This is a genomic window from Noviherbaspirillum agri (genome assembly GCF_054780595.1).
Genome location: NZ_BAAGWA010000004.1, coordinates 140185 through 165987, shown reverse-complemented (window position 1 = coordinate 165987; position 25803 = coordinate 140185). Strand labels below are relative to the sequence as shown.

The following is a 25803-nucleotide window of genomic DNA, read 5'->3' as shown; positions in this document are numbered from 1 at the left end:
GTCGCAGCATCATGATTTCCGCGACAATGACCGACATGCGATGGCTTAAACAACTTCTCGGACGCGACAAACCGCAGATTCCGGCACCGCTCTGGGCCGACTGTGTCGCGCACCTGCCCTTCCTGCAACGGTTAAACCAGCAGGACCGGGGGCGACTGAAGGACCTCTGCGAGGAATTGCTGCTCAGGAAAACATTTACCGGCGCAGCAGGCTTCGAACTGACAGATGAGGTTGCCGTGTCAATCGCGGCACAAGCTTGCCTCCCGGTCCTGAACCTGACGCTGGACCTCTATGACGACATGGCCGGCATCATTGTTTATCCGTCGGCATTCGTGATCCCGCAAAGCGAAATGGACGAAGCCGGCGTCATGCATGAATGGCATGAACCGGCCTCCGGGGAAGCGGTCCATGCGGGCGGCGCAGTCGTCATTTCCTGGGAAGATGCACAGGAGTACGATGCTCCGGGCTACAACGTCGTCATCCATGAATTCGCGCACAAGATCGATATGGGCAATGGTTCGGCCAATGGCTGTCCGCCGTTCCTCGCCGCCTATCATCAGGGCATTGATCCCGCGGTGTGGCAAAGAACCTTCTCCGACGCCTACCACGAGTTCTTGCGCGCCGTCGATGAACTTGAGGCGCAGCTTCCCGAAGATTTCGACGAGCAAAACGAGGTGCATGCCGAGCTGTATGACAGGATGTTTGGCACGCTTCCGCTCGATCCATACGCGGCGCGGCATCCTGCCGAGTTCTTCGCGGTCGCTTCCGAGGCGTTTTTCGTCCTGCCGGAGCCGCTCACGGACGCTTTTCCGGAAATCTACCGCCTGCTGGCTCGGTATTACCGGCAAGATCCGCTGAAAGCCGACTGACGATGCCCGTCGGGCGCGCAGACCCCCTGCTTGCAAGAAGGAAAACAGTCCGAAAGCATTTATAATCATCCGTTTCGCATTACAACCCCATTCCAACTGCATGAAGGTATTTCGCGGACTTCCCAATGCCGCGTCGCGTGCGCCTTGTGCACTGACGGTCGGCAATTTCGACGGCGTACATCGCGGCCACCAGGCACTGCTGGCGCGCGTGCGCGAAGCTGCGACCCGCCTCGGAGTCGAAGCTGCCGTCATGACCTTCGAACCCCATCCGCGGGAGTTTTTTGCCCAGCTGTCCGGCGATCCGTCGCGAGCCCCGGCCCGCATTGCCAACCTGCGCGACAAACTGCAGGCCCTCTCGAACGCCGGCATCGACCGCGTCATCGTCGAGCACTTCAATGCGCATTTCGCGGCGATGTCGCCACAGGATTTCGTCGAGAAGGTGCTGGTGCAAGGCCTGCATGTGAAATGGCTGATGGTCGGCGAGGACTTCTGCTACGGGGCCAAGCGCGCCGGCAATGTCGCAATGCTGATCGAAGCCGGCAAGAAGTTGGGCTTCCATGTCGAGGCAATGCCGACGGTGACGAACGATGGCGAACGCGTCTCTTCCTCCGCCGTGCGAGCGGCACTGGCACGCAGCGATTTTCCGCTCGTCGCGCAATTGCTTGGCCACCCTTACGCGATTTCCGGTCATGTCATGCATGGCAAGAAGCTCGGCCGCACCATCGGCTTCCCAACGATGAACCTGCGCATTGCGCACAAGCACCCGGCGCTATCCGGCATTTTCGTGGTACAGGTGCACGGGCTTGCTGACCGGCCGCTTCCCGGCGTCGCCAGCCTCGGCGTGCGCCCGACCGTGGAGGACAGCGGCCGCGTACTGCTGGAGACGTACATCTTTGACTACAACGAGCAATGCTACGGCAAGGTCGTGCGCGTGGAATTCCTGAAGAAGCTGCGCGACGAGGAAAAGTACATCGACCTGCCGACGCTGACCGCAGCGATTGAGCGCGACGCGCAGCAGGCGCGCGCATTCTTCAAGGAGCGTGAAGCACTGACCGTCTCTGCCACTGACCGAATTTGAGGATCAAGCCGACCTTTACCCAGTTTGATCCACTGAATTTTTTCCGACTGAAACCACCATGTCCGACCAGAAAAACAAGTATCCCGTCAATCTGACCGAAACCGCTTTCCCGATGCGCGGCGACCTCGCCAAGCGCGAGCCGAAATGGGTGAAGGAATGGCAGGACAAGAAGATCTACGAGCGCATCCGCAAGGCATCGAAGGGCCGCCCGAAATTCATCCTGCATGACGGCCCGCCCTATGCGAACGGCGACATCCACATCGGCCACGCGGTCAACAAGATCCTGAAGGACATGATCGTCAAGGCGCGCAACATGGCGGGCTTCGACGCGCAGTATGTGCCGGGCTGGGACTGCCACGGCATGCCAATCGAAATCCAGATCGAAAAGCAGTACGGCAAGAACCTGCCGACCGCCGAGGTGCAGGCAAAGTCCCGCGCCTATGCGGCGGAACAGATCGAGCGCCAGAAGAAGGACTTCATCCGCTTGGGCGTGCTGGGCGAATGGGACAACCCGTACCTGACGATGAACTACCGCAACGAGGCGGACGAGCTGCGTGCGCTCGGCAAGATCCTTGAAAAAGGCTTCGTCTACCGCGGTCTGAAACCGGTCAACTGGTGCTTCGATTGCGGCTCCGCACTCGCGGAAGCGGAAGTCGAATACCAGGACAAGCGCGACCCGGCGATCGACGTCGGCTTTCCGATTTCGGATGAGGACCGCAGCAAGCTGGCCAAGGCATTTGGTGTCGAGTCGCTGCCCGACGATCCGATCTACGCGGTGATCTGGACCACGACGCCGTGGACGATTCCGTCCAACCAGGCGCTGAACATGCATCCGGAAGCCGAATACGGCATCGGACAGATCACGAAGGACGGCCAGCGTCGCCTGGTCCTGCTGGCGGTCGACCGCTTCGCGGATTTTGTGGAACGCATCAAGCCGGAAGAGCACGGCCTGCTGATGACCAACCGCCAGTTCACCGTTGCGGCCAATGCCGAGCACCATGTCGGCGTGGTGCGCGCAAAAGGCCTGAGCCTGGGCGGCATCCGCTTCAAGCATCCGCTGCATAAGACCGATCCGTTCTATAACCGTTTCTCGCCGGTCTACCTGGCGGAGTATGTGACGCTCGACACCGGTACCGGCATCGTGCACTCCGCACCGGCCTACGGCGTGGACGACTTCATCTCCTGCAAGACGCACGGTATGAAGGATGAGGAAATCCTGAACCCGGTGATGGGTGACGGCAAGTACGCGTCATGGCTGCCCTTCTTCGGCGGCATGACGATCTGGGAAGCCTCCAAGCCGATCTGCGCGAAGCTGGAAGAAGTCGGCGCGCTGTTCAAGCTCGTCATGTTCGACCACAGCTACATGCACTGCTGGCGCCACAAGACGCCGGTCGTGTATCGCGCGACATCGCAATGGTTTGCCGGCATGGACATCATGCCGAGGAGTGGCGGCGCCAACCTGCGCGAAATCGCGCTGGCCGGCATCGAGGCGACCGCGTTCTTCCCGAGCTGGGGCAAGGCGCGCCTGCATGGCATGATCGCCAACCGTCCCGACTGGACGCTTTCCCGCCAGCGCCAGTGGGGTGTGCCGATGGCCTTCTTCGTGCACAAGGAAACGGGCGAACTGCATCCGCGTACGCCGGAATTGCTGGAAGAAGTCGCCAAGCGCGTCGAGAAAAACGGCATCGAAGCCTGGCAGGCGCTTGATTCGAAGGAGTTGCTCGGCGCCGATGCTGACTTGTACATCAAGAACAAGGACACCCTGGACGTGTGGTTCGATTCGGGCACCACGCACCAGACCGTGCTGCGCGGCTCGCATGCCGAGCAGTCGCACTTCCCGGCAGACCTCTATCTTGAAGGTTCGGACCAGCATCGCGGCTGGTTCCATTCTTCGCTCCTGACCTCGGCGATGATCAATGGCTGCGCACCGTACAAGGCGCTGCTGACGCACGGCTTCGTGGTCGATGGCGAAGGCAAGAAGATGTCCAAATCCAAGGGTAACGTCGTGGCGCCGCAAAAGGTGTCGGACTCGCTCGGCGCGGAAATCCTGCGCCTGTGGGTCGCGTCCACCGACTATTCGGGCGAGCTGTCGATCTCCGACGAGATCCTGAAGCGCGTGGTTGAAGCCTATCGCCGCATCCGCAACACGCTGCGCTTCCTGCTGTCGAACACTTCCGACTTTGATCCGAAGGAGGATGCGCTGCCGGCGGACGAGCTGTTCGAAATCGACCGCTACGCGATTGCCCGTATGGCGGAACTGCAGGCAGAAATCCTGAAGCACTACGAGGTGTACGAGTTCCACCCGGTCGTTGCCAAGCTGCAGATGTACTGCTCGGAAGACCTCGGCGGCTTTTACCTCGACATCCTGAAGGACCGCCTGTACACCTGCGGCACGACGTCGAAGGCGCGCCGCTCGGCGCAGACCGCGATCTGGCACATCACCCACGCGCTGCTGCGCGTGATGGCGCCGATGCTGTCGTTCACTGCCGAAGAGGCGTGGGCCGTGTTCGCCGGCAAGGAGGCCTACGCTGAAAGCGATGAGACAATCTTCACGCAGGTGTATTACGCACTGCCCGAAGTTTCCGGCGCCGCCGACCTGCTGGCCAAGTTTGCAGCCCTACGCGAACTGCGGACCAACGTGACCAAGCAACTGGAAGAGGTGCGTGTCGCAGGCGGTATCGGCTCCTCGCTGCAGGCGGAAGTCGAGATCAAGGCCAGCGGTGACAAGTATGCGTTGCTCACCAGTCTCGGCGAAGACCTGAAGTTCGTGTTCATTACCTCGCAGGCGAAGGTGACGCAGGTCGCCAGTGAAGCCGACGAAGGCGTTACCGTCACGCCATCCTCTCACCAGAAATGCGACCGTTGCTGGCATTACCGGGCCGACGTCGGCGCGCATGCCGACCATCCGGGCATTTGCGGGCGCTGCGTGAGCAACCTGTTTGGCGAAGGTGAAGCGCGCAAGTTCGCCTGACCTCTGCCGGACCCCATCGTCCTTCCCGCGCAGGCGGGAAGGAGCATTAATTACCGTCACTATGGCCTCAAGACAAAAAAGTTTCAAAAGCCTCTCCGCCAATCCGCGCACGAGCTTGATGCCGTGGCTTGGCATTGCAACCATCATCGTTCTGATCGACCAGATCACCAAGGTCACCATCACCCGCCTCTTTACCTACGGCGAGTCGATGCCCATCACGTCATTCTTCAATCTGGTACTGGCTCACAACAAAGGTGCGGCATTCAGCTTTCTTGCGACACAGGGCGGCTGGCAGCGCTATTTCTTCACTGCCATTGCGGTTGCCGCGGTTATCTTCATCATTTACCTGCTGAAGAAGCATGCGGGACAGCGGCTGTTCTGCTGGGCGCTTGCCCTGATTCTCGGCGGCGCCATCGGCAACCTCATCGACCGCGTGCTGTACGGCTATGTGATCGACTTCCTGGATTTTTATGTCGGCCAATGGCATTGGCCGGCGTTCAATGTCGCCGATATGGCGATCGTCGGGGGTGCCGGCTTGTTCATCATCGATGAACTGCGGCGTGTCGGAAAATAATTACAACGACAAGAGTTAAGGGAGCGGTATGGCTTTGGATCTCGCTGGCAAGAAAATCCTTCTCGGCATGAGCGGTGGCATTGCCTGCTACAAGGTCGCGGAGTTTACGCGCGGCTTGACCAAGGCTGGCGCCAGCGTGCAGGTCGTCATGACCGGTGCGGCAACGCAGTTCATTACGCCAGTCACTATGCAGGCGCTGTCGGGCAATACTGTCTACACCGACCAGTGGGATCCGCGCATTGCCAACAACATGCCGCATATCGACCTGAGTCGTGATGTCGATGCGATCGTGATTGCGCCCTGCTCCGCCGATTTCATGTTCAAGCTGGCGCATGGCGCTTGCGACGATTTGCTGTCCACCTTGTGCATCGCGCGCCCGGTGACGCTACCGCTGATGATTGCACCGGCGATGAATGTGGAGATGTGGCAGAACCCGGCAACCCAGCGCAACGCCGCGCAGATCAAGGCCGACGGCATCGCCATCCTCGGCCCGGACGCCGGCGACCAGGCATGCGGCGAAACCGGCATGGGACGCATGCTGGAACCGGAGCAACTGCTGGAAGAAGTGATCGCGTCTTTCCAGCGCAAGGTCCTCGCAGGCAAGCGCGTGCTCGTGACGGCCGGCCCAACCTTCGAGCCGATCGATCCGGTGCGCGGCATTACCAATCTTTCGTCGGGCAAGATGGGTTACGCCATTGCCCGCGCCGCGCGCGAAACGGGTGCGGAAGTCATGCTGGTGTCGGGTCCGACCGACCTGGAGACGCCTTACGGTGTACACCGCATCAACGTACAGACCGCACAGCAAATGCATGATGTCGTCATGTCGCATGTGAGCGGCCAGGACGTCTTCATTGCCGTTGCAGCCGTCGCCGACTGGCGCGTGGTAAACGCGAGCGAACAGAAAATCAAGAAAACCGAGGCAGGCGACATTCCCCAGCTTCAGTTCGTGCAGAATCCGGACATCCTGGCGGAGGTAGCGGCGCTGCCGAACCGTCCCTATTGCGTCGGTTTTGCCGCTGAATCGGAAAACCTGCTGCGCCATGGCGAGGAAAAGCGCAAGAAGAAAAGCATTCCGCTCCTGGCCGGCAACATCGGCCACCAGACCTTCGGCAAGGACGAGAACGAGCTTGTGCTGTTTGACGAACAGGGTCACAAGCGACTTCCACGCGCCGACAAACAGCACCTGGCGCGGCAACTGATTGCCGAAATCGCAACCCGGATCTGAACCGAGCTGTATCTCGGGCTGTATCTCGGGCTGTATCTATTTGTAAGCCCCGTCCAGCCGGACGGGCGACTCACTTTATTCTTATCGCACATGAAAACCATTGACGTCAAAATCCTCGATCCACGCATGAAAGAACAGTTGCCGGCCTACGCGACCTCCGGCAGCGCTGGTCTGGACCTGCGCGCCTGCATCGATGCACCGCTCACCATCAAACCGGGCGAGACGCATCTGATTCCGACCGGCCTTGCGATCCATATTGCGGACCCGGGGTATGCGGCGATGATCCTGCCGCGCAGCGGCATGGGCCACAAGCATGGCATTGTTCTTGGGAACCTGGTCGGGCTGATCGACTCCGATTACCAGGGCCAGTTGATGGTGTCCACCTGGAACCGCGGACAGCAGGAATTCACTTTGAATCCGATGGAGCGCCTGGCACAGCTGGTGATCGTCCCGGTATTGCAGGTCGGTTTCAATATCGTTGAAGACTTCGACAGCAGCGAACGCGGTGCCGGCGGTTTCGGCAGCACGGGAAAACACTGATCGGAATGGAGAGATTGATGCCGCGCATTTTCGAACCTGTGCTGTTCAGCCAGATGCGGCGCGCAGTAGAGAAGGTTTCCTGCAAGCGGTGGCTCCCGCTCGCCGCAATCGTACTGTTGACCGCCTGCGCAACCACTGTCTCACCTCCTCCCGGTACGACCCCGAGTCCGCCCGGGACGCCGGCGACAGCAGCCCCGGTCAGCGCAGCCGAAGAACGCGGGCTGCGGGAACTCGTTGCTTATCAGGACCGCCTGTACCGCGTTGCCGCGCCGCTGTTGGTGAAGAATCCGGAACTGTGCAAAAACAATGCACGCAATCTCCTCGGTTTTACCGCGAAGAACAAGTTCTCCTATTCGGCGGAGTTCGTGAAAGCGGCGCATCTGTCCCTTGGCCTGAATGAGCGGCTGCAAGTGATGGGGGTGCTGACCGACAGCGGCGCAGCGCGCGCCGGCGTGAGCCGCGGAGACATCCTGCTCAAGGTGGAAGACAAGACTCTGCCCGACGGCGAAAATGCCGAACGCCAGGCGGCAGCCATTCTCGCGCCGCTGGTAACGGAGCGCTCCCGGGTCAGATTGAGCGTCTTGCGCGGCGATGCCACCGTTTCGCTCGATGTGCCGCTCACCTACGCGTGCGCATTTGGCATCGAGCTCGGCAATACGGATAACGTCACTGCCTACGCGGATGGCCATCGCGTGCTGATCACGCGAGGCATGCTGAACTTTGTCCGCTCCGATGAGGAGCTTGCCTATGTCATGGCCAAGGAAATGGCGCACAACGCGCTCGCCCATGCAGCCCGCCTGCGCATGAGCGCAACCATCGGCGGCATCATCGATAACCTGACGCGCATGCATCCGGACATGAGCACCATGGTCGGCCTCGCGGGCGTGAAGCCGATGCCGCAGAACCTAGATGCGATGGCTGACAAGCTGGCGCTCTACATGCTGGCGCGGGCAGGTTATGGCATCGACAATGCCGTCGCCTTCTGGAGGCGCCTTGCAAGCCAGTATCCGGCCACGGTATTGAACGGCTATGTCGCCATGCATCCGTCGACCGCCTATAGGACAGCGGCCATGGAAAAGACCGTCAAAGACATAAAGGCCAAGCAGGCCAAGAATCGCCCGCTGCTGCCATAAGCGTGTTCCCCGGGCGCAGCCGGCAGACCGGTAAGCGCGCCCCGCTTTCTGCCTCCACGCTGAGGGCTTCGCCGCCCTCAGCCCTTTCCTTTCTTTCCCCACCTTTCTGAACGCGCACTTGCCGCTAGCTTGCCGGTGTGCAGCCGATCGTCTGCGCAGGCATGTATCGCGTCAACACTTTCACGCTCCAAGAACGCAAATGATAACCATTCGTGTTTACAAAGATATATAAAAAATATATGATTCTCGGCAATACTCCACAACAATGAGGAACTGCAATGCCGCTACCCGCTTCCTTTCCCGTTTTTACCAAACGCGCCCTCGTCGCATTAACTTGCGCCGCATCGCTCAACGTCTTCGCCGCTGAGTATCCGATCGGGGCGCCGCAGCAGCGCTTCGGTATGGAAATTGCCGCTGTTTATCTTCAGCCGGTCGTGATGGAACCAGTTGGGATGATGAAAAAGGTGGAAGAGTCAGACATTCATATCGAAGCGGATATCCGTGCACTCGCCGCCAATCCGAATGGCTTCGAGGCAGGCGCATGGATCCCGTACCTGATCGTGAAGTACGAAGTGAACAAGATCGGCACGACGCAGACGGTCAGCGGCGAGTTCATGCCGATGGTGGCCAATGACGGACCGCATTACGGAGACAACATCAAGCTGTTCGGCCCTGGCAAATACCGCGTCAAATACACGATCCTGCCGCCCTCCGACAACCAGCATGCCCATTTCGGCCGCCATACCGACCGCTTGACGGGCGTACGCCCATGGTTCAAGCCCTTCGAAGTCGAATACGACTTCACCTATGCGGGCATTGGCAAGAAGGGCGGGTACTGATTCATGCATCCCGCCCTTCCCCTGAAGCCGCTGGCACTCGCCGCCGCCCTGTTCTGCGTGGGCAGTAATGCAATTGCGGCACCGTCGCAGGCGGAGCTGATCAAGATACTGGAGAAACTCAATCAGCGCGTCGAACGTCTGGAGCAGCGCAATGCCGAGCTGGAACGCGAACTGAGCGCAAGCAGCCCGCAACAGCGCCAGGCCGGAACGCCTGAAAGCGACGTCGAAAGACGCGTCCAGGCTCTGGAGAAACAGCAGGAAAACCTTGCCCGCAGCCTGGAAAGCGACAACATCAGTGAAAACGAGCCCGAGCTGGCGATGCGCCTGAAGGCCGTGGAATCCCAAGCGCAGAGTGTGCTGTCAGCTGCGCGCAAGATCAATGCGCTCGACGGCGTGAGTGCCGGATTGAGCCTGTCCACGGTTGCGCAGCGCAGCTCGGCCACCGGCAGCCAGCTCAGCTACCGCGGTGATGCGTATGTCAGCCTGCCGCTCAAACCGGTCGGCGACATCCAGCAAAAGGTCTTTGCCCAGTTGCGCCTTGGCCAAGGTGCAGGCCTGAACGACCAGCTTGCCTCCTACTCCGTTCCGAACGCGACTGCGTTCCAGCTCGGCAGCCTGCCGAATGACGACTCCGTCGCGGTGCTGGCGCAAGCCTGGTACCAGGCAGACATCCCGTTGCCGCTCGGCGGTTTTGCGCCACGCTCGAAGCAGATGCTCGAATTCAATTTCGGCAAGATGGATCCGTTCGTGTTCTTCGACCAGAATGCGGCGGCCGGCGACGAGACGCGGCAATTCATGAATGCGGTCTTTGTACACAATCCGCTGCTGGACGCCGGCGGCGACATCGGCGTCGATACCAACGGCTTTACGCCCGGCTTCCGCCTGTCGTACTACAACATGACCAGCAAACCGCAGAACTGGCGCGTTTCACTGGGTGTCTTCGGCGCCGGCGAACGGGGCTCGAACTATCAACGCAGCCTGGCACAACCGCTGGTCATGCTGCAGGCGGAAACCGAACAGCGCTTCCTCGGCGGCCTTCCCGGCAATTACCGAATCTACGCATGGCGCAATCCGCAAGCCGAACATTTTGATGACGGTATCGACGCGCCCGAGCGGCATACCGGCTGGGGAGTCTCGGCAGATCAGCGCATTGGCGACGGCGTAACCCTGTTCGGCCGTTACGGCCATCAGATGAAGGGAAATGTGCGTTTTGACCGCGCCCTGACATTGGGTGCGGAAATCAATGGTTCCTACTGGAGCCGTGGTGGCGATAGTGTCGGCCTGGCTGCCGGTCTGCTCAAGAGCAGCCGCGGATACCGCGATTTCGCTGCAGCCGGCAATGCGGAAAAGGTTGCGGAGCTGTACTACCGCTATCGCGTCAGCAGCCAGTTCGACCTGTCGCCGAGCTTGCAGTACATCGGTGATCCGGGCGGCGACAGCTCTGTCGATTCGGTGAAGATCCTCGGGCTGCGTGCGCAGCTCACGTATTGATCGAGGCACATCATGTCCATGGTCCTGCGTTTTCCGTTGCGCCGTTCTGCCGTAATTCTCGTGGCACTGGGCGTTCTTGCAGGGGAAGTTCCCCTGCATGCCGAGGAGCTTCCCTCCTTCACACTGGTGATGCGTGCTGGCCGCTTCATCCCTGAAACCATCGAAGTTCCGGCAAACACCAAGTTCCGCCTGAGACTGAAGAACGAAGGACCTGGCGCCGAAGAGTTCGAAAGCATTGAACTGCGAAAGGAGAAAGTGCTGGCGCCGGGCGCTTCGAGCTTCCTGATCTTTCAGCCGCTCAAGCCCGGCACGTACAAGTTCTTTGGCGAGTTTCATCCGGAAACGGCACAAGGCCGCTTCGTGGCGAAGTAAGGAGTCGGCATGCTGAATTCCTTCTTTATCGTCTGGCGCGAAAGCGTTGAAGCCATGCTGGTAGTCGGCGTCCTCTATGCATGGCTGAAGCATGATGAACGCAGTCCCGGAACGAGACCGTTATGGAGCGGAGTCGTCGCAGGTATTGCCCTGGCCCTCGCATTAGGCTGGGCCATCATGTCGGTGCAGGATGACCTGGCGGGTGAAGCACTGGAATGGTTCCAGATTTCGATGCTGTTCATAGCCGCCGGCCTGATCGTGCAAATGGTGCTCTGGATGCAGAAGCATGGCCGCAACATGAAGCACGGACTGCAGCGCGATGTCGCACGCGCTGCAGAGCGCTCGGGGGCATTCGGCGTTACGGTCATTGCCGCACTTGCCATTGCGCGCGAAGGTGCGGAAACGGTCATTTTTCTTTACGGCATGCAGCTCGAAGCACAGAGCACCGCCAGTGTGGCCTTGGGCGCTGCTGCCGGTATGCTGCTGGCGGCACTGACTGCCTGGGCCGTCAACCGGGGCTTGCGCTTCCTCGATTACCGCAGATTCTTCCAGGTCAGCGGTTTTTTGCTCCTGCTGTTTGCGGTCGCGTTGCTGGCTGCGGGGATAGACCGCCTGATTGGCATGGGAGTGCTGCCCGCAATCATCGATCCGGTATGGGATACATCAATGCTGATAGATGACGGCAGCTCCTCCGGTGCACTGCTATCTGCCTTCACCGGTTACCGTGCACGGCCATCACTCACGCTGGTTGCGGTCTATCTTGCATACTGGATTGCTGTAATCGCGATGCGCAGGAGGTTACGCCGACATGCATGAGATGCGCGCAACGGCCAGCTGCTCCACCGGCGCTCCAGCCAGGCGCGGTGTGCTTGCGCACCTGGGCACGGCGATGGCCCGCCATCGGCGGGTCATCCTCGGCATGCAGTGGATTGTCGTCCTGTTCTATCTGGTATTGCTGGTCGTTCCTGCCTTCATGCCAGTCCCACCTGAAGATGCGCACATCTACTCCAACTTGCGGCTGTTTGCGCAGTTCATGTTCTGGGGAATCTGGTGGCCGTTCGTGATGCTCTCCACCATGCTGCTCGGACGCGTCTGGTGCGGCGTCTTCTGTCCTGAGGGGGCGCTGACCGAGATGGTCAGCCGGCACGGCCTCGGCCTTGCGATACCGCGCTGGATACGCTGGAGCGGCTGGCCGTTCGTCGCCTTCGTCTGCACGACGGTGTACGGTCAGCTGGTCAGTGTCTACGAGTATCCCGAAGCAGCATTGCTGGTTCTTGGCGGCTCTACCGTCGCTGCCGTGGGAATCGGATTCTTTTATGGCAAAGGCAAGCGCGTATGGTGTCGCTATCTCTGCCCTGCCAACGGCGTGTTCGGCCTCCTCGCGAAAGTCGCTCCGCTGCATTTCCGCGTTGATGAAGAAGCCTGGAAACGTGATACATCACGCGCACCGATGGTCAACTGCGCGCCACTGATCGATATCCGCCACATGAAAAGCGCATCGGCATGCCATGCCTGCGGCCGATGCAGCGATTACCGCGGTGCCGTCCAGCTTGCGGCCCGCAATCCAGCCAGCGAAATCCTGAACACCAATAACAAGAGCACCAGCACGGAAGAAGCGTTGACGCTCGTCTTCGGCGTGATCGGCATAGCGACCGCCGCCTTCCAATGGTCGTCCAGTCCCTGGTTCGTGCGAATGAAAACCGCGGCAGCGACCTGGTTGATCGATCACGACTCTTTCTGGCTCTTGCAGGACAACGCGCCGTGGTGGCTGCTGACGCATTACCCGGCGGCCGGCGATGTCTTCACCTGGCTGGATGGCTTGTGCATCCTCGCATTCATCCTCGGCGGCGGTTTGGCGCTCGGCACTGCGGTATTTGCGCCGGTATGGGGCGCGGCTCGCCTGCTCAAGGCGCCACAGCTTTCCTGGCAACGGCTTTCCCTGGCACTGGTACCGCTTGCCGGAACCAGCGTATTCCTCGGCTTATCCATGCTGACGCTGGGGCACCTGAAGGCCGAAGGAATGGCGCTGAGCTGGGTTCCGCCAACGAGGATTTCCCTGCTGATCGCCGGGAGCAGCTTCTCGGCCTGGTTGGGCTGGCGGCTTATTGGACAAACCGGTAAGGCACGCCGCCTCCCGTCGTTTATGACCTACCTCTGGGCGCCTGCGATCATTGTCGTCACGTGGTGCAGCGTTTTCTTTGTCTGAATTGCCAATGAACTGATGGCTGCGGAGCGTATTACTGTTGCCGCCGGTTTTTGCTTGAATCAGTTTGCGCCTCACACCCCGCCAACGTAATTACATTGTTAGAACGCGGGAATTGCCGCCGAAGATCGTCGCAACGTGCGGCAAACATCATTTGTCAGACGCGCTTAATTCCACCTGCCACCGGCGCCGCCGACGCTGTAACGCCCGGCGCCCAGCAAGGCGACCGTCAGCGCCGACACCAGAAGCAGCCCCTGCAACTCCAGCGCCCAGCCGCCGTTCTTGGTCAGTGCGAAGAGCTCGCCGGCATGTACGAGCAGGATCGCCACCAGCATGTTGATTGCAACGACCAGTGCAGCCGGTCTCGTCCAGATTCCCAAAAGCATGAGCAGTGGCGCGACGACCTCACCGACATAGACCAGATAACCGAAGGCAGCGGGAAAGCCAGCCTTGGCCACCAGGCCAGTAATGAATCCGACGCCGCCAAAGATCTTTGCCACGCCGTGGAAAAGTATCAGGATCGCAAGCGTTGCGCGGAGCAAAAGTTTTGCAAAATCTTCTGAAACGCCGCCAGACTGATATTTGTATGCGTTGTACATGCCACCTCCATTTTTATTGTTGCCGACCCAATTGGGCCAGCGGTGTTTTTCATTGCCGCGTTATTTTAGATGCAACAACGAGGTGGATGGTTCTTCAAGTTCGCCACCGCACCTGGATTATTGCGAAGGTCCAACAGTTCCTGTGGCGACAGTTTGAATTAGCTTGTGTGGGAAGCGGGAGATTAGCCCACAAGCAGAGGCAGGACGATCAGTCCCCAAGTGAGCGCTGCGAGCACGCATGCAAGAAATACGGCGGCGCTGCCAAAGTCCTTGGCATTCTTCGACAACGGATGATGCTCGAACGAGATGCGGTCTACCACCGCTTCGATGGCGGAATTGATCAGTTCAACGATCAGTACAAAGATCAGTACCCCGATCAGTGCCAGTTTTTCCAGTGCCGAGAACGGGAGCATCAACGCAAGCACGACCGCCGGCAGAACCAGCATGAGCTCCTGCCGGAACGCATGTTCCGTCCGCCAGGCTGTCCTGAGTCCCTGCATGGAATAGAAAAAAGCGGCGTAAATTCGCTTTACGCCGCTTTTGCTTTTGAATTCACTGACTTGTGACTGGTGCTGATTCATCGTCGCTCTTTATACATCTCGCGGAACGTCTTGCCCGAGGGCGCAGGCATGTCGCGGTAGTCGGTCCAACCGCCGGCACCAGGCAATTTCGAAATCGTCTTCTTGCCGCCAGCCATCATGCGCAGGAAGCGTACACCGATTTTCGTTGCCAGTCGATACAAGGCTGGCCGCTTGGCAAAGAACGCCCACACCGTCAGGCCGATTCTTTCGGCCGCCGGGCGCAAATCCATGTCCACCTGCTTCTCGCGCAGCTTGCGCAGCAAATCAGGCAACGGAATCTTGACCGGACACACCACATGGCATTCGCCGCACAGGGTGGATGCCTGGGGCAAGTCGAGTGCATTTTCAATCCCCGCATACGAGGGCGTGAGCACGCTGCCCATCGGGCCAGGATATACCCAGCCATAGCTGTGGCCGCCGATCTTCTGGTACACGGGGCAATGGTTCATGCAGGCGCCGCAACGGATGCAACGCAGCATTTCCTGGAACTCCGAACCGATCAGGCCGGTACGCCCGCCGTCAACCAGCACGAAATACATGTGCTCGGGACCGTCAGCATCTCCTTCCCTTTTGGGGCCGGTCAGCAGCGATACATAGTTGGAGATCGACTGGCCGGTCGCTGAACGCGGCAGCAAGCGCATCACGGTGGCGAAATCCTCCAGTGTCGGCAGCACCTTTTCGATACCGGTCACCACCACATGGACCTTGGGCGGCAGGATGGTGCACATGCCCTCGTTGCCCTCGTTCGTGACAATGGCAACCGATCCCGTTTCGGCGATGATGAAATTGCCACCGGTGATGCCCATGTCCGCCGACAGGAACTGCGGCCGGAGCATCTCGCGCGCCTCGCGCGTCATCTGCGGAATATCCGTCAGGCGCGGCCGCTGGTGCACGCGCGCGAACAGGTCCGAAATCTCTTCCTTATCCTTGTGCACCACAGGCGCAATGATGTGCGACGGCGCCTCGTTGTTATTGATCTGCAGGATGTATTCGCCGAGATCGGTTTCGATCGGCTGCACGCCAGCGGCTTCGAGCGCGCGGTTGAGCGCCATTTCCTCCGACACCATCGACTTCGATTTCGTCGCTTTCTTCACGCCGTGCTTCTTGGCGATTTCGACCACCAGCCGCGACGCTTCTTCCGCGCTTTCCGCAAACAGAACGGTCGCGCCCTGGCTGGTCGCCTTCTTCTCGAAGGTTTCGAGCCAGACGTCGAGGTTCTCAATGGCGCGCATACGGCGCTCGATGGCCGCATCGCGCGTGCCCTCGAAGTCGTCAAGTTCCGTGATCGCGGAGGCGCGGCCGCTGACAAACTTCGTCGAGAGCTTTTTCAGGTTCTGCTGCAGGCGCTGGTCCGCCAGCTTCTGGCCGGCACGCGCCTTGAAGTGCATCGACTGGACTTGCATCAGATATCTCCCGCCAGTACTTGTGCGACATGCAGCACGCGCGTCTTGTCGTCGCCGGTGCGGCGCAGTCGCCCTTCGATGTTCAACATGCAGCCGAGGTCGCCAAGCACCACCGCATCAGCGCCGGAATCGTGGATGTTGGCGCATTTCTCATCGACGATGGCCGACGAAATGTCGCCGTACTTGAGCGAGAAGGATCCGCCGAAGCCGCAGCACTGGCGGCTGTCCTTCATTTCGGTGACCTCGACCCCGGCCTTGTCCAGCAGTTCGCGCGGTTGCTTCTGTACGCCAAGCTCGCGCAGGCCGCAGCAGGAATCGTGATACGTCACCTTGCCGACCGCAGCACCCTTGCCTTCGCCCGGCAGCTTGTCGAGCTTCGCCACGTTCTGCAGGAAGTCGGTCAGTTCATACACACGGGGCGCAAGCCGCTGCATGCGCGCGAGCCAAGCGGGGTGGTCCGAGAACAGGTCGACATAGTGGGTCTTTACATTGCCGCCGCATGAGCCAGACGGGATCACGACGTAATCAAAATCCTCGAATTCCTCGACAAATTTTTCAGCGAGTGCACGTGCGGCCTTGCGGTCACCGGAGCTGTATGCAGGCTGGCCGCAGCAGGTTTGCTGCTCCGGTACGATTACTTCACAGCCAGCTGCTTCCAGCAACTTCAGGGTGGAAAAACCGATTTCCGGCCTCATTGTGTCAATCAGGCAGGTTACTAATAATCCGACACGCATGGTGCTGTCTCCTCAATCCAGATGCTCGCCATTATGCGGTTCGCGCTCTGGAAAAATGCGTCGCCCTCGGATGAAATAATTTAGAGTCTTCGCCCAAATTTTTTCCGCACGCCTTTTTCATTTTTTCACAATGTGATATAACGTGCATATTGCAACGCACCAATCACCCCATGAAAACTGAACAACCCTCCTCGAACAGCCAGATTTCGATTCAGGTCATTGAGCGCATGATTTCCCTGTTGGACGCGCTCGCCCAGTATCCCGATCCCGTGAGTTTGAAGGAGTTGTCCACAGTCACCGGCCTGCATCCCTCGACGGCCCATCGGATCCTCAATGACATGGTGGCGAAACGCTTCGTGGACCGTGCCGATGCCGGCTCTTACCGACTTGGCATGCGACTGCTGGAGTTGGGCAATATCGTCAAGAGCCGCCTGAATGTCCGCGAAGCCGCACTCGATTTCATGCGTGCCCTGCATCGCAAAACGCAGCAAACGATCAACTTGTCTGTTAGACAAGGAGACGAGATCGTCTACATCGATCGCTCATTTTCGGAAAGATCCGGCATGCAGGTTGTGCGCGCTATCGGCGGACGTGCTCCGCTGCATCTGACCTCTACCGGCAAACTGTTCCTGTCGGTCGACGATCCAAAGCAGGTGCGCGCCTATGCGACGCGCACGGGACTCGCCGGACACAACAAGAATTCCATTACTGATCTCGCAAAGCTGGAGCGTGAACTCAGCCTCGTCCGCGCGCGCGGTTATGCGCGTGACAATGAAGAGCTGGAACTGGGAGTGCGGTGCATGGCCGCGGGAATCCACGACGATTCCGGCAAACTGATCGCAGGACTGTCGATCTCTGCGCCAGCAGACCGCTTGCAGGAGGAATGGGTCGACGATCTCGTTAGCACCGCCAACCAGATCTCGGCCGTGCTGGGCTATGTCCCGGAAAGTGCGGCTGCCTGACACTGTAGAGTTGCAGGAACAGGTACGCCCGATGGACAGTTAAACAGGGGCGTTTGCCCCTGTTCTTATTTGCACTCTTGTTCGCACCAGATCACTGGTGCAACCACACACGCATCAGCGACAGCAGCTTCGCCACGTCCACCGGCTTGGTAATGTAGTCGGAAGCGCCGGCTGCAAGGCACTTGTCACGGTCGCCCTTCATCGCCTTTGCGGTCAGCGTGATGATCGGCAGTGACTTGAACTTCGGAATTTGCCGAATCGCGCGCATCGTGTCGTAGCCGTCCATCTCCGGCATCATGATGTCCATCAGGACGATTTCGATGGTGGGATCTTTCTCCAGCACCTCGATCCCATCCTTGCCATTTTCGGCAAACAGCACCTTCATCTGCTGCCGTTCAAGCACCGAACTCAACGCAAAGATATTGCGCAGGTCGTCATCGACGATCAGGACTTTGCGGCCGGCCAGGCAACTATCCATTGCCTGCAGGTCCGCGAGCATGCGTCGCTGCAGCTCCGGCAGTCCGGTCGGTGACCGATGCAGGAACAAGGCGGTAGCGTCGAGCAGCCTTTCCGGCGAGCGGGCGTCCTTGAGCACGATCGTCTTTGCAATGCGCTTCAAGCGCGTCACTTCCTTCCGGCTCAGGTCGCGAGCGGTGTATACCACCACAGGCACGTCGCGCAGCATTGCGTCGTCGCCGATACGGTCGAGCAGCTCGAAGCCGCAGGTATCCGGCAGGCTCAGGTCGAGTACCACGCAATCGAAATGGTTTTCCTGGAGCGCATTCCATGCCTCGGTTCCGGTGCCGACGGCCACGATCTGCACGTCCGCCGCGCCGATCAGGTCCACGATCGCCGTACGCTGCGTCGGGTCATCGTCCACGACCAACAGGCTGCGCTTGCCACGCAACAGGAACTGCTGCATGCGCGCGAACTCTTCATGCAGGCGCTCCCGGTCCACCGGCTTGTGCAGGTACGAAATCGCCCCCTGACGCAGCGCGCGCTCCCGCTCCTTCACACTGGTCATCACATGTACCGGAATATGCCGCGTGGCCGGGTCGCGCTTGAGACGATCAAGCACGGTAAAACCGTCGATATCCGGCAGATCAATGTCAACCAGAATGGCCACCGGCAGGTAGTCACGCGCCAAGGTCAGGGCTGAGCTACCCTGATGCGTGACAATCCCTTTGAAGTTCTTCTCGCGCGCATATTCCAGCAGCACGTTTGCCAGTTCCGCATCGTCTTCCACGATCAGTACTGCGGGATCGCCGGGGGCCACGAGCTCCCGGTCGTCAGACGGAGATTCATACGGCGTAATACTGGATTCCACACGCAAGTGCGAGAGGCGTGCAGTCTCCACGACACGCGCATCCGGATAAGGCGCCTGCGCTGTCATGACGACACTTGGCGACGGAAGTGGTGGCGCTTCATCGCGAGCCAGTCCCGCCCGGTTATACGGCAGGTACAGCGTAAAGGTGCTGCCGACACCGACCGCACTTTCGACGCGGATTTCGCCACTCAACAGGCGCGCCAGTTCGCGGCTGATCGACAGGCCCAGCCCGGTGCCGCCGTACTTGCGCGCGGTGCTGCCGTCGGCCTGCTGGAACGCCTCGAAGATCAGTTGCAGCTTGTCGGCAGGAATGCCCACGCCGGTATCGGTCACCGAGAATGCCAGCACCGCATCGGCGCCGGCCAGGCTCGGATGATCCGGCGTCCAGCCGCTCTGGGCGATGCCGATCTTCATCGACACCGTGCCATGGTTGGTGAACTTGAACGCGTTCGACAGCAGGTTCTTCAGGATCTGCTGCAAGCGTGTGGTGTCGGTGCGCAATGACGGCGGCAGGCTGCGGTCGAGCTCGATCGAGAAGTCGATTCTCTTCGCCTCGGCCATGTGCCTGAACGTGCGCTCCACATAGGCGCGCAGCGTCTCGAAGCGGTATTCGCTCACTTCCAGCGTCACCGTGCCGGACTCGATCTTCGACAGGTCGAGAATGTCGTTAATCAAGGTCAACAGATCGCTGCCGGAACCGTAGATCGTTTTCGCAAATTCGACCTGCGTATCGGTCAGGTTGCCTTCCGGGTTGTCACTCAGTTGCTGTGCGAGGATCAACAAGCTGTTCAACGGCGTGCGCAATTCATGCGACATGTTTGCCAGGAACTCGGACTTGTACTTCGACGACAAGGTCAGCTGCGTCGCCTTTTCTTCCAGCGCGCGTTTCGCCTGTTCCACTTCGCGGTTCTTGCGTTCCACCTCGATGTTCTGGTCGGAAAGCAATCTTGCCTTGTCCGCCAGTTCCTGGTTGGTCTGCTGCAACTCCTGCGCGAGCGACTGCGACTGCGTCAGCAGGCTTTCGGTGCGGCTGTTCGCTTCGATCGTGTTCAGCACCACGCCGATCGATTCCATCAGCTGGTCGAGGAACGACAAATGCGTCTCTGTGAAGCGGTCCAGCGACGCGATCTCGATCACTGCCTTCACCTGCTGTTCGAACAGGATCGGCAGCACGACGATGTTGGTCGGCGGCGCGGCGCCCAGCCCGGACGACACCTTGATGTAGTCGCGCGGCACGTTGGTGAGCCAGATCCGCTGTTTTTCCAGTGCGCACTGGCCGACCAGCCCTTCGCCGGGCGCAAACGCGTTCGGCACCTTGTTGCTGGTGCGGTAACCATAGGACGCGATCATGCGCAGCCGCGCTTCCGGCTCTGCTGCATCCATCATGTAGAACACGCCATGGTGCGCCGACACCAAGGGTGCCAGTTCCGACAGGATCAGGGTGGTCACCGCCGACAGGTCGCGCTGCCCCTGCAGCAGGCGCGTGAAGCGCGCGAGGTTGGTCTTGAGCCAGTCCTGCTGCGCATTCTTTTGCGTGGTTTCCTTCAGGTTGCGGATCATCTCGTTGATGTTGTCCTTCAGGTCCGCCACCTCGCCGCGCGCTTCCACCTGGATCGAGCGTGACAGGTCGCCGCGCGTCACCGCCGTCGCCACTTCGGCAATCGCGCGCACCTGCGTGGTCAGGTTCGCCGCCAGCTGGTTCACGTTCTCGGTCAAATCCTTCCAGGTACCAGCCGCGCCTGGCACCGATGCCTGGCCGCCCAGTTTGCCTTCCACGCCCACTTCGCGCGCGACCGTGATCGCCTGTTCCGCGAACACCGCCAGCGTGTCGGTCATTTCGTTGATGGTGTTGGCCAGCGCCGCGATCTCGCCGCGCGCGGCCACCGTCAGCTTCTTCTTCAGGTCACCGTTCGCGACCGCGGTCACCACGCCGGCAATGCCGCGCACCTGCGCGGTCAGGTTCGCCGCCATGAAGTTCACGTTGTCGGTCAGGTCCTTCCAGGTGCCGGCGGCACCCTCGACCTGCGCCTGGCCGCCGAGCTTGCCTTCGGTGCCCACTTCGCGCGCCACGCGCGTCACCTCCGACGCAAACGACGACAGCTGGTCCACCATCACGTTGATCGTGTCCTTCAGCTCCAGAATCTCGCCCTTGACGTCCACGGTGATCTTCTTCGACAGGTCACCGCGCGCCACCGCCGTGGTGACCTCCGCGATGTTACGCACCTGCGCAGTAAGGTTCGACGCCATGAAGTTCACGTTGTCGGTGAGGTCCTTCCATGTACCACCCACGCCGGGCACGTTTGCCTGCCCGCCAAGGCGACCTTCGGTACCCACCTCGCGCGCGACGCGCGTCACCTCCGATGCAAACGAACGCAGCTGGTCCACCATGGTGTTGATCGTGTCTTTCAGCTGCAGGATCTCGCCGCGCACGTCCACCGTGATCTTCTTGGACAGGTCGCCGTTCGCCACCGCGGTGGTCACTTCCGCGATGTTGCGCACTTGGCCCGTGAGGTTCGATGCCATGAAGTTCACGTTGTCGGTCAGGTCTTTCCAGGTGCCGCCGACGCCCTTCACTTCGGCCTGTCCGCCGAGTTTACCTTCCGTACCTACCTCGCGCGCCACGCGCGTTACTTCGGAGGCAAAGGAGTTCAACTGGTCCACCATCACGTTGATGGTGTCCTTCAGTTCCAGGATCTCGCCCTTCACGTCCACCGTGATCTTCTTCGACAGGTCGCCGTTTGCCACCGCGGTTGTCACCTCCGCGATGTTGCGCACCTGCGCAGTCAGGTTCGACGCCATGAAGTTCACGTTGTCGGTCAAGTCTTTCCAGGTTCCGCCGACGCCCGGCACGTAAGCTTGACCACCGAGCTTGCCTTCGGTACCCACTTCGCGCGCCACGCGCGTCACTTCGGACGCGAAGGAGCGCAGCTGGTCCACCATCGTGTTAATCGTGTCCTTCAGCTGCAGGATCTCGCCGCGCACGTCCACCGTGATCTTCTTCGACAGGTCGCCGTTCGCTACGGCGGTGGTCACGTCCGCGATGTTGCGCACCTGTGAAGTCAGGTTGCCCGCCATCGAGTTCACCGAATCAGTCAGATCCTTCCAAGTGCCGGCAACGCCCGGCACGTACGCCTGGCCGCCGAGCTTGCCTTCGGTGCCCACTTCACGCGCCACGCGCGTCACTTCCGATGCAAACGAGGAGAGCTGGTCCACCATGGTGTTGGCCGTCGATGCAGCTCGGAGGAATTGCCCCTTCAGGGGGCGGCCATCCACGTCCAGCGCCATGGTCTGCGAAAGGTCGCCTTTGGCCACGGCACCGATCACGCGTGCCATTTCTGTCGTCGGCCGCACGAGATCGTCGATCAATGTATTGACCGACTTGACGATTGTCGCCCAGCCGCCGGTTACGCTGGTCACTGTCGCACGTTGCGTAAGGTGCCCTTCCCGCCCGACGACCTGACTGACTTCCGTGATCTCGCTCGTCAGCTGTTCGCTGGCCTCCATGATGTCATTCAGCGTGTCGGCGATCTTGCCGGCCAGCCCTGTCCAGTCAGATGGCAATCTGGAAGAGAAATCGCCTTTCTTCAAGGCCGTCAGCACGCCGAGCAGCAGCTTGGCGTCCAGCTCGTCCTCCATCCTTGTCCTGGTATCCATCGCGGTTATCCCTCCTGCTATCTTTTAAGTATTCTTTACAGCCTGTTTAAGAGCCTGCTGCGTGCCCACTGTCACCTTCCGACGGCCGTTGCACCTTACGTACGGTAGGCATTCGTTAAAGATTTGTTATTCAACTGATTGCGACAATCTGGAATGCTCGTTCTCGCGCGGGCGCGCAAGATCGGAAAAGCGGCTGTACTCCGTGCAGATTCGAATCGTTTTATCCGGTCGAGAAAAGGCGCGAAGCACGACTGCAGCAGCCGGGCTCTCCAGAGGTGCTTATATTTCCTTCAAGAAAAGGAACAGCGTATTGTGGTCTAAACGGTGATTCGGAACAATCCGAAAATATTGCCGCTCAGCAGCTCCAGACCTGACTATTGAGATTTATCAAACGATGGCGACATCAGCGATCGGGGATTAATTCAATTCCTGCTTAGCCCAGTTCGTTGACCTTGTCGGTGCGCAGCTCTTTTCGGCGCTTGGCGGGAGGCGGCCGCTTTAAAGACGGCTTCCCGGTGCCGGAGGCATTTTTCGTAATGACATTCACCGGTGAAGACGCTGCAGAAGCGGTTTCCCGGTCAATGTTGGCGGAAGCCGGTGTGAGGTTGAGGGGAATGGATACCGTCAGCGTAGTCCCTGTCTCAGGCGACGTCTCGATAGCCATTTCACCACCCAAGGTGCTGATACGCTCCTTGATCCCGACCAGCCCGAAGGAATTGGCCTTCCTGCGGCACCCCGGGAAGATGCCGATGCCGTTATCGGCAACCCGCATGAAAAGGCGGTCGCCCCTGTCGTAGAGTTCGATTTTTGCCTTCGTCGCGCGCGCATGCCTGAACACATTGTTCAGGGACTCCTGCAGGATACGGAACAGCGCCGTGGCACGGCCATCGTCCATCGCAAGTTCACGGTCCGGCATGTCGAGTTCGCAGGCGATGCTGGTTCGACGCTGAAACTCCTTCACCTGCCACTCGATTGCGGCATTCAGGCCAAGATCAAGAACTGTCGGACGCAGATTGTTAATGATGGCCCGCATTGCCTTCATCGTGCTGTCGATCTGGTCCAGCACCGCATGCACCTTCTTGTTCAGCTTGGGATGCGTGGCGCCGGTTCGTGCATGCAGCATGGCGATATCGATTCGCAAGGCGAGCAGGTTCTGGCCAAGTTCGTCGTGAATCTCGCGCGCGATCCGCTTGCGCTCGTCTTCCTTGATCCGTTCCTGGTAACTGGCCAGCTCACGCAGTTCTTCCTGCGACTGTCGCAGCGCTGCCTCTGCCTGTTCGCGCTCATAGATATGCGCAAGATCCTGCTTGCGCTGTTCCTGCAAATCGCTATTGAGCTGCTCCAGCTCCTGCTTCTGGTGCTGAAGCTGCAGGTTCTTCTTTGCCAGCTCGACGAACACTGCGACTTTCGTCTGCAGAATCTGCGGGATGATCGGGGTGAAAAGATAATCGACCGCCCCTCTCTGATAGCCTTTGAGGCGATGCATTTCGTCCGCGTAATGTGCGGTGACAAAAATAATCGGTACGGATGCGGAGCGGGGATGGGAATGGATCGCTTCTGCTGTTTCGAACCCATCCATCCCCGGCATGCTGACGTCCAGCAGAATGACGGCGAAGTCGTGCATCAACACCCGCCGCAACGCCTCCTCACCGGAGCGTGCCGTAATCACCTCATAGCCGTTTCGCTCTGGCAGCAGGCTGGCCAAGGCCAGCAGACTCGCTGCATCGTCGTTGACAAGGAGGACTTTAGGCGTAAACACGGCTTATAGAACGGGTTATGGAACTGGTTGTGGAACGCGCTTCAAACAGAAGCGGTCTTCAAGAACCCGCGCAGCGTACATCACACTACGACGAATCCGGTCTTCAAGGCCGCTTATCGAATAAGGTCAGCAAATACTTTCACTCCACACCTGCCACTGGCAATCGGTGCACGGCGATCATCCGAATGCTGCGTGTAGATATGCCATCTCGCAAGACCGCAGGCAAGCAGTAGGAAGTTCAATGTAACATAGAAACCCGACAACGGCGAAGCGAGAACGCCTCGCTACACAGATACGATGAGGAATACAACGGTTACTGCAGCAACTTGTGCAAAGGGCAATTAATCAGATAACCGATACAATCGCGCGAAGCGGCTAACCCTGGTGCGAAGCGGTTCGCGTCAACGCCTGCGGCCCGGAGATTTCAAGCCACTTGCGAATACGGCCTGCATCGGCAAGACGGGAATACTTGCCTTTGGAATCAAGAAACACCATGACAACCGAACGGCCATCGATGCGCGCCTGCATGACCAAACAGCGCCCTGCCTCATTAATATATCCAGTCTTCTGCAGCCCGATATCCCAGTTGGGATTCTTCACGAGCCTGTTGGAATTCATGTAGTTCAGCTTGTAGCGACCCGTGCTTACCGCATAGCCGGGATCCGTCGAAAACTCCCGGATGATCGGATGCTGATATGCAGCCACGACAAGCTTGGCCAAGTCGCGTGCGCTTGCGACGTTACGACTGGACAGCCCTGTGGAATCGACGAAATGCGTATCGCCCATGCCGAGCATTTTCGCTTTCGCATTCATTGCGGCGACAAAGGCGGGCAAGCCGCCGGGAAAGTGTCTGCCAAGCGCCGATGCTGCGCGGTTCTCCGAGCTCATCAGTGCGATATGCAGCATATCGCCGCGCGTCATCTGCGCACCGACGCGCAAGCGCGAGCTGCTGTTCCGCTCGCGGTCGATATCGTCTGCGGTCACCTCAAGCACTTCATCCATGTTCTGGCGCGCTTCTATCACGACCAGCGCCGTCATCAGCTTCGTCAGCGATGCGATCGGCAAGGCGACATTGGAATTCTTGTCGAACAAAACTTGTGCTGTGTTCTGGTCAATGACGAACGCGGCATTCGACTTCAATTCAAGTGGATCGCGCTTCAAATGCAGTCCGGCGAGATCTCCGGCTGTGGCTGGTGCCGGCACCACGGGCGTGGAAGGCGAAAATGCGACACGCTCGTAGGAGGACTGGCGCTTGCCGCGCACAGCGACTTTCTTCGCAGCGTTGCTGCGAGATGCGGTGGAGGTTTTCGATCTGGACTTGGCCGTACGCGTCGACGCTTCGACTTTGCGCTTTGCTGCCGACTTCTTGACGTGTTGCTTCTTGGTGGATGCCTTGACGGGAGTGGCTGCCTGCACCGGTGCCGCCGGAATGCCGGTAGACAGTACACACAGCGAAACGATGATCCTCAGCGCGGACTTTAACATCTGC

General features: G+C 59.7%; 20 protein-coding genes. 13 read left to right on the top strand and 7 right to left on the bottom strand.

Annotated elements, in window-relative coordinates:
* Positions 1-11 precede the first annotated feature (11 nt).
* The 12 genes from ACYVIA_RS09010 (at position 12) to ACYVIA_RS08955 (ending at position 13298) form a co-directional block, all read left to right on the top strand.
* Entirely contained in the window at positions 12-869 is an 858-nt protein-coding gene (locus tag ACYVIA_RS09010; RefSeq protein ID WP_460839994.1) for a M90 family metallopeptidase, read from the top strand.
* A gap of 100 nt (positions 870-969) precedes the next feature.
* A complete protein-coding gene (locus ACYVIA_RS09005) occupies positions 970-1947 on the top strand; it encodes a bifunctional riboflavin kinase/FAD synthetase (protein WP_460839992.1) in 978 nt (325 codons plus the stop codon).
* Positions 1948-2005: 58 nt separating this feature from the next.
* Positions 2006-4918 carry an isoleucine--tRNA ligase gene (ileS, locus tag ACYVIA_RS09000; RefSeq protein ID WP_460839989.1) on the top strand — a complete coding sequence of 971 codons (2913 nt, stop codon included), beginning with the start codon at positions 2006-2008 and terminating at the stop codon, positions 4916-4918.
* 61 nt (positions 4919-4979) lie between these two features.
* Complete coding sequence (lspA, locus tag ACYVIA_RS08995; RefSeq protein ID WP_460839987.1) at positions 4980-5492, top strand: signal peptidase II; 513 nt, start codon at positions 4980-4982, stop codon at positions 5490-5492.
* Between the two features lie 34 nt (positions 5493-5526).
* Complete coding sequence (gene coaBC, locus ACYVIA_RS08990) at positions 5527-6717, top strand: bifunctional phosphopantothenoylcysteine decarboxylase/phosphopantothenate--cysteine ligase CoaBC (RefSeq protein ID WP_460840528.1); 1191 nt, start codon at positions 5527-5529, stop codon at positions 6715-6717.
* Between the two features lie 90 nt (positions 6718-6807).
* A complete protein-coding gene (gene dut / locus ACYVIA_RS08985) occupies positions 6808-7257 on the top strand; it encodes a dUTP diphosphatase (protein ID WP_460839985.1) in 450 nt (149 codons plus the stop codon).
* A 17-nt stretch (positions 7258-7274) separates the two neighbouring features.
* The gene (locus ACYVIA_RS08980; protein ID WP_460839984.1) at positions 7275-8390 is read left to right on the top strand and encodes a M48 family metallopeptidase; all 1116 of its coding nucleotides are present in this window, start codon (positions 7275-7277) and stop codon (positions 8388-8390) included.
* 278 nt (positions 8391-8668) lie between these two features.
* Positions 8669-9229, top strand: coding sequence for an iron transporter (locus tag ACYVIA_RS08975; protein ID WP_460839982.1), 561 nt, complete (start codon positions 8669-8671; stop codon positions 9227-9229).
* 3 nt (positions 9230-9232) lie between these two features.
* Positions 9233-10720 (top strand): carbohydrate porin, encoded by a 1488-nt coding sequence (locus ACYVIA_RS08970; protein ID WP_460839980.1) that lies wholly within the window; start codon positions 9233-9235, stop codon positions 10718-10720.
* Between the two features lie 12 nt (positions 10721-10732).
* A complete protein-coding gene (locus tag ACYVIA_RS08965; protein ID WP_460839978.1) occupies positions 10733-11092 on the top strand; it encodes a cupredoxin domain-containing protein in 360 nt (119 codons plus the stop codon).
* Positions 11093-11101: 9 nt separating this feature from the next.
* On the top strand, positions 11102-11908 hold the full coding sequence (locus ACYVIA_RS08960) for an FTR1 family iron permease (RefSeq protein ID WP_460839976.1): 807 nt from the start codon (positions 11102-11104) through the stop codon (positions 11906-11908).
* A 1-nt stretch (position 11909) separates the two neighbouring features.
* Positions 11910-13298: a 4Fe-4S binding protein gene (locus tag ACYVIA_RS08955; protein WP_460840526.1), complete on the top strand. Its 1389-nt coding sequence runs from the start codon at positions 11910-11912 to the stop codon at positions 13296-13298.
* 164 nt (positions 13299-13462) lie between these two features.
* Here ACYVIA_RS08955 and ACYVIA_RS08950 read toward each other — a convergent pair whose 3' ends face one another.
* From ACYVIA_RS08950 to ACYVIA_RS08935, 4 genes are all read right to left on the bottom strand, one after another.
* A complete protein-coding gene (locus ACYVIA_RS08950) occupies positions 13463-13894 on the bottom strand; it encodes a DoxX family protein (RefSeq protein ID WP_460839974.1) in 432 nt (143 codons plus the stop codon).
* 182 nt (positions 13895-14076) lie between these two features.
* The gene (locus ACYVIA_RS08945) at positions 14077-14475 is read right to left on the bottom strand and encodes a diacylglycerol kinase (RefSeq protein ID WP_460839972.1); all 399 of its coding nucleotides are present in this window, start codon (positions 14473-14475) and stop codon (positions 14077-14079) included.
* On the bottom strand, positions 14472-15878 hold the full coding sequence (locus ACYVIA_RS08940) for a LutB/LldF family L-lactate oxidation iron-sulfur protein (RefSeq protein ID WP_460839970.1): 1407 nt from the start codon (positions 15876-15878) through the stop codon (positions 14472-14474). Before ACYVIA_RS08940 ends, ACYVIA_RS08945 begins: the two co-directional genes overlap by 4 nt.
* Positions 15878-16612, bottom strand: a complete 735-nt coding sequence (locus ACYVIA_RS08935) for a (Fe-S)-binding protein (protein ID WP_460839968.1) — start codon at positions 16610-16612, stop codon at positions 15878-15880. Before ACYVIA_RS08935 ends, ACYVIA_RS08940 begins: the two co-directional genes overlap by 1 nt.
* A gap of 170 nt (positions 16613-16782) precedes the next feature.
* On the opposite strand from ACYVIA_RS08935, the gene ACYVIA_RS08930 reads away from it, so the two are divergent.
* Positions 16783-17574 (top strand): IclR family transcriptional regulator, encoded by a 792-nt coding sequence (locus tag ACYVIA_RS08930; protein WP_460839966.1) that lies wholly within the window; start codon positions 16783-16785, stop codon positions 17572-17574.
* Positions 17575-17665: 91 nt separating this feature from the next.
* Here the strand turns inward: ACYVIA_RS08930 and ACYVIA_RS08925 are convergent, their stop codons facing one another.
* From ACYVIA_RS08925 to pbpG, 3 genes are all read right to left on the bottom strand, one after another.
* Positions 17666-22555 (bottom strand): HAMP domain-containing protein, encoded by a 4890-nt coding sequence (locus ACYVIA_RS08925; protein WP_460839964.1) that lies wholly within the window; start codon positions 22553-22555, stop codon positions 17666-17668.
* A 433-nt stretch (positions 22556-22988) separates the two neighbouring features.
* Positions 22989-24314: an ATP-binding response regulator gene (locus tag ACYVIA_RS08920; RefSeq protein WP_460839962.1), complete on the bottom strand. Its 1326-nt coding sequence runs from the start codon at positions 24312-24314 to the stop codon at positions 22989-22991.
* 375 nt (positions 24315-24689) lie between these two features.
* Positions 24690-25799, bottom strand: a complete 1110-nt coding sequence (gene pbpG / locus ACYVIA_RS08915; RefSeq protein WP_460839960.1) for a D-alanyl-D-alanine endopeptidase — start codon at positions 25797-25799, stop codon at positions 24690-24692.
* Positions 25800-25803 lie beyond the last annotated feature (4 nt).

Bases quoted from the DNA above. Each gene is read 5' to 3' on its own strand.
- ACYVIA_RS09010 (WP_460839994.1), top strand. From the start codon at position 12: ATGATTTCCGCGACAATGACCGACATGCGATGGCTTAAACAACTTCTC.
- ACYVIA_RS09005 (WP_460839992.1), top strand. From the start codon at position 970: ATGAAGGTATTTCGCGGACTTCCCAATGCCGCGTCGCGTGCGCCTTGT.
- ileS (WP_460839989.1), top strand. From the start codon at position 2,006: ATGTCCGACCAGAAAAACAAGTATCCCGTCAATCTGACCGAAACCGCT.
- lspA (WP_460839987.1), top strand. From the start codon at position 4,980: ATGGCCTCAAGACAAAAAAGTTTCAAAAGCCTCTCCGCCAATCCGCGC.
- dut (WP_460839985.1), top strand. From the start codon at position 6,808: ATGAAAACCATTGACGTCAAAATCCTCGATCCACGCATGAAAGAACAG.
- ACYVIA_RS08980 (WP_460839984.1), top strand. From the start codon at position 7,275: ATGCCGCGCATTTTCGAACCTGTGCTGTTCAGCCAGATGCGGCGCGCA.
- ACYVIA_RS08975 (WP_460839982.1), top strand. From the start codon at position 8,669: ATGCCGCTACCCGCTTCCTTTCCCGTTTTTACCAAACGCGCCCTCGTC.
- ACYVIA_RS08970 (WP_460839980.1), top strand. From the start codon at position 9,233: ATGCATCCCGCCCTTCCCCTGAAGCCGCTGGCACTCGCCGCCGCCCTG.
- ACYVIA_RS08965 (WP_460839978.1), top strand. From the start codon at position 10,733: ATGTCCATGGTCCTGCGTTTTCCGTTGCGCCGTTCTGCCGTAATTCTC.
- ACYVIA_RS08960 (WP_460839976.1), top strand. From the start codon at position 11,102: ATGCTGAATTCCTTCTTTATCGTCTGGCGCGAAAGCGTTGAAGCCATG.
- ACYVIA_RS08955 (WP_460840526.1), top strand. From the start codon at position 11,910: ATGCGCGCAACGGCCAGCTGCTCCACCGGCGCTCCAGCCAGGCGCGGT.
- ACYVIA_RS08950 (WP_460839974.1), bottom strand. From the start codon at position 13,894: ATGTACAACGCATACAAATATCAGTCTGGCGGCGTTTCAGAAGATTTT.
- ACYVIA_RS08945 (WP_460839972.1), bottom strand. From the start codon at position 14,475: ATGAATCAGCACCAGTCACAAGTCAGTGAATTCAAAAGCAAAAGCGGC.
- ACYVIA_RS08940 (WP_460839970.1), bottom strand. From the start codon at position 15,878: ATGCAAGTCCAGTCGATGCACTTCAAGGCGCGTGCCGGCCAGAAGCTG.
- ACYVIA_RS08935 (WP_460839968.1), bottom strand. From the start codon at position 16,612: ATGCGTGTCGGATTATTAGTAACCTGCCTGATTGACACAATGAGGCCG.
- ACYVIA_RS08930 (WP_460839966.1), top strand. From the start codon at position 16,783: ATGAAAACTGAACAACCCTCCTCGAACAGCCAGATTTCGATTCAGGTC.
- ACYVIA_RS08925 (WP_460839964.1), bottom strand. From the start codon at position 22,555: ATGGATACCAGGACAAGGATGGAGGACGAGCTGGACGCCAAGCTGCTG.
- pbpG (WP_460839960.1), bottom strand. From the start codon at position 25,799: ATGTTAAAGTCCGCGCTGAGGATCATCGTTTCGCTGTGTGTACTGTCT.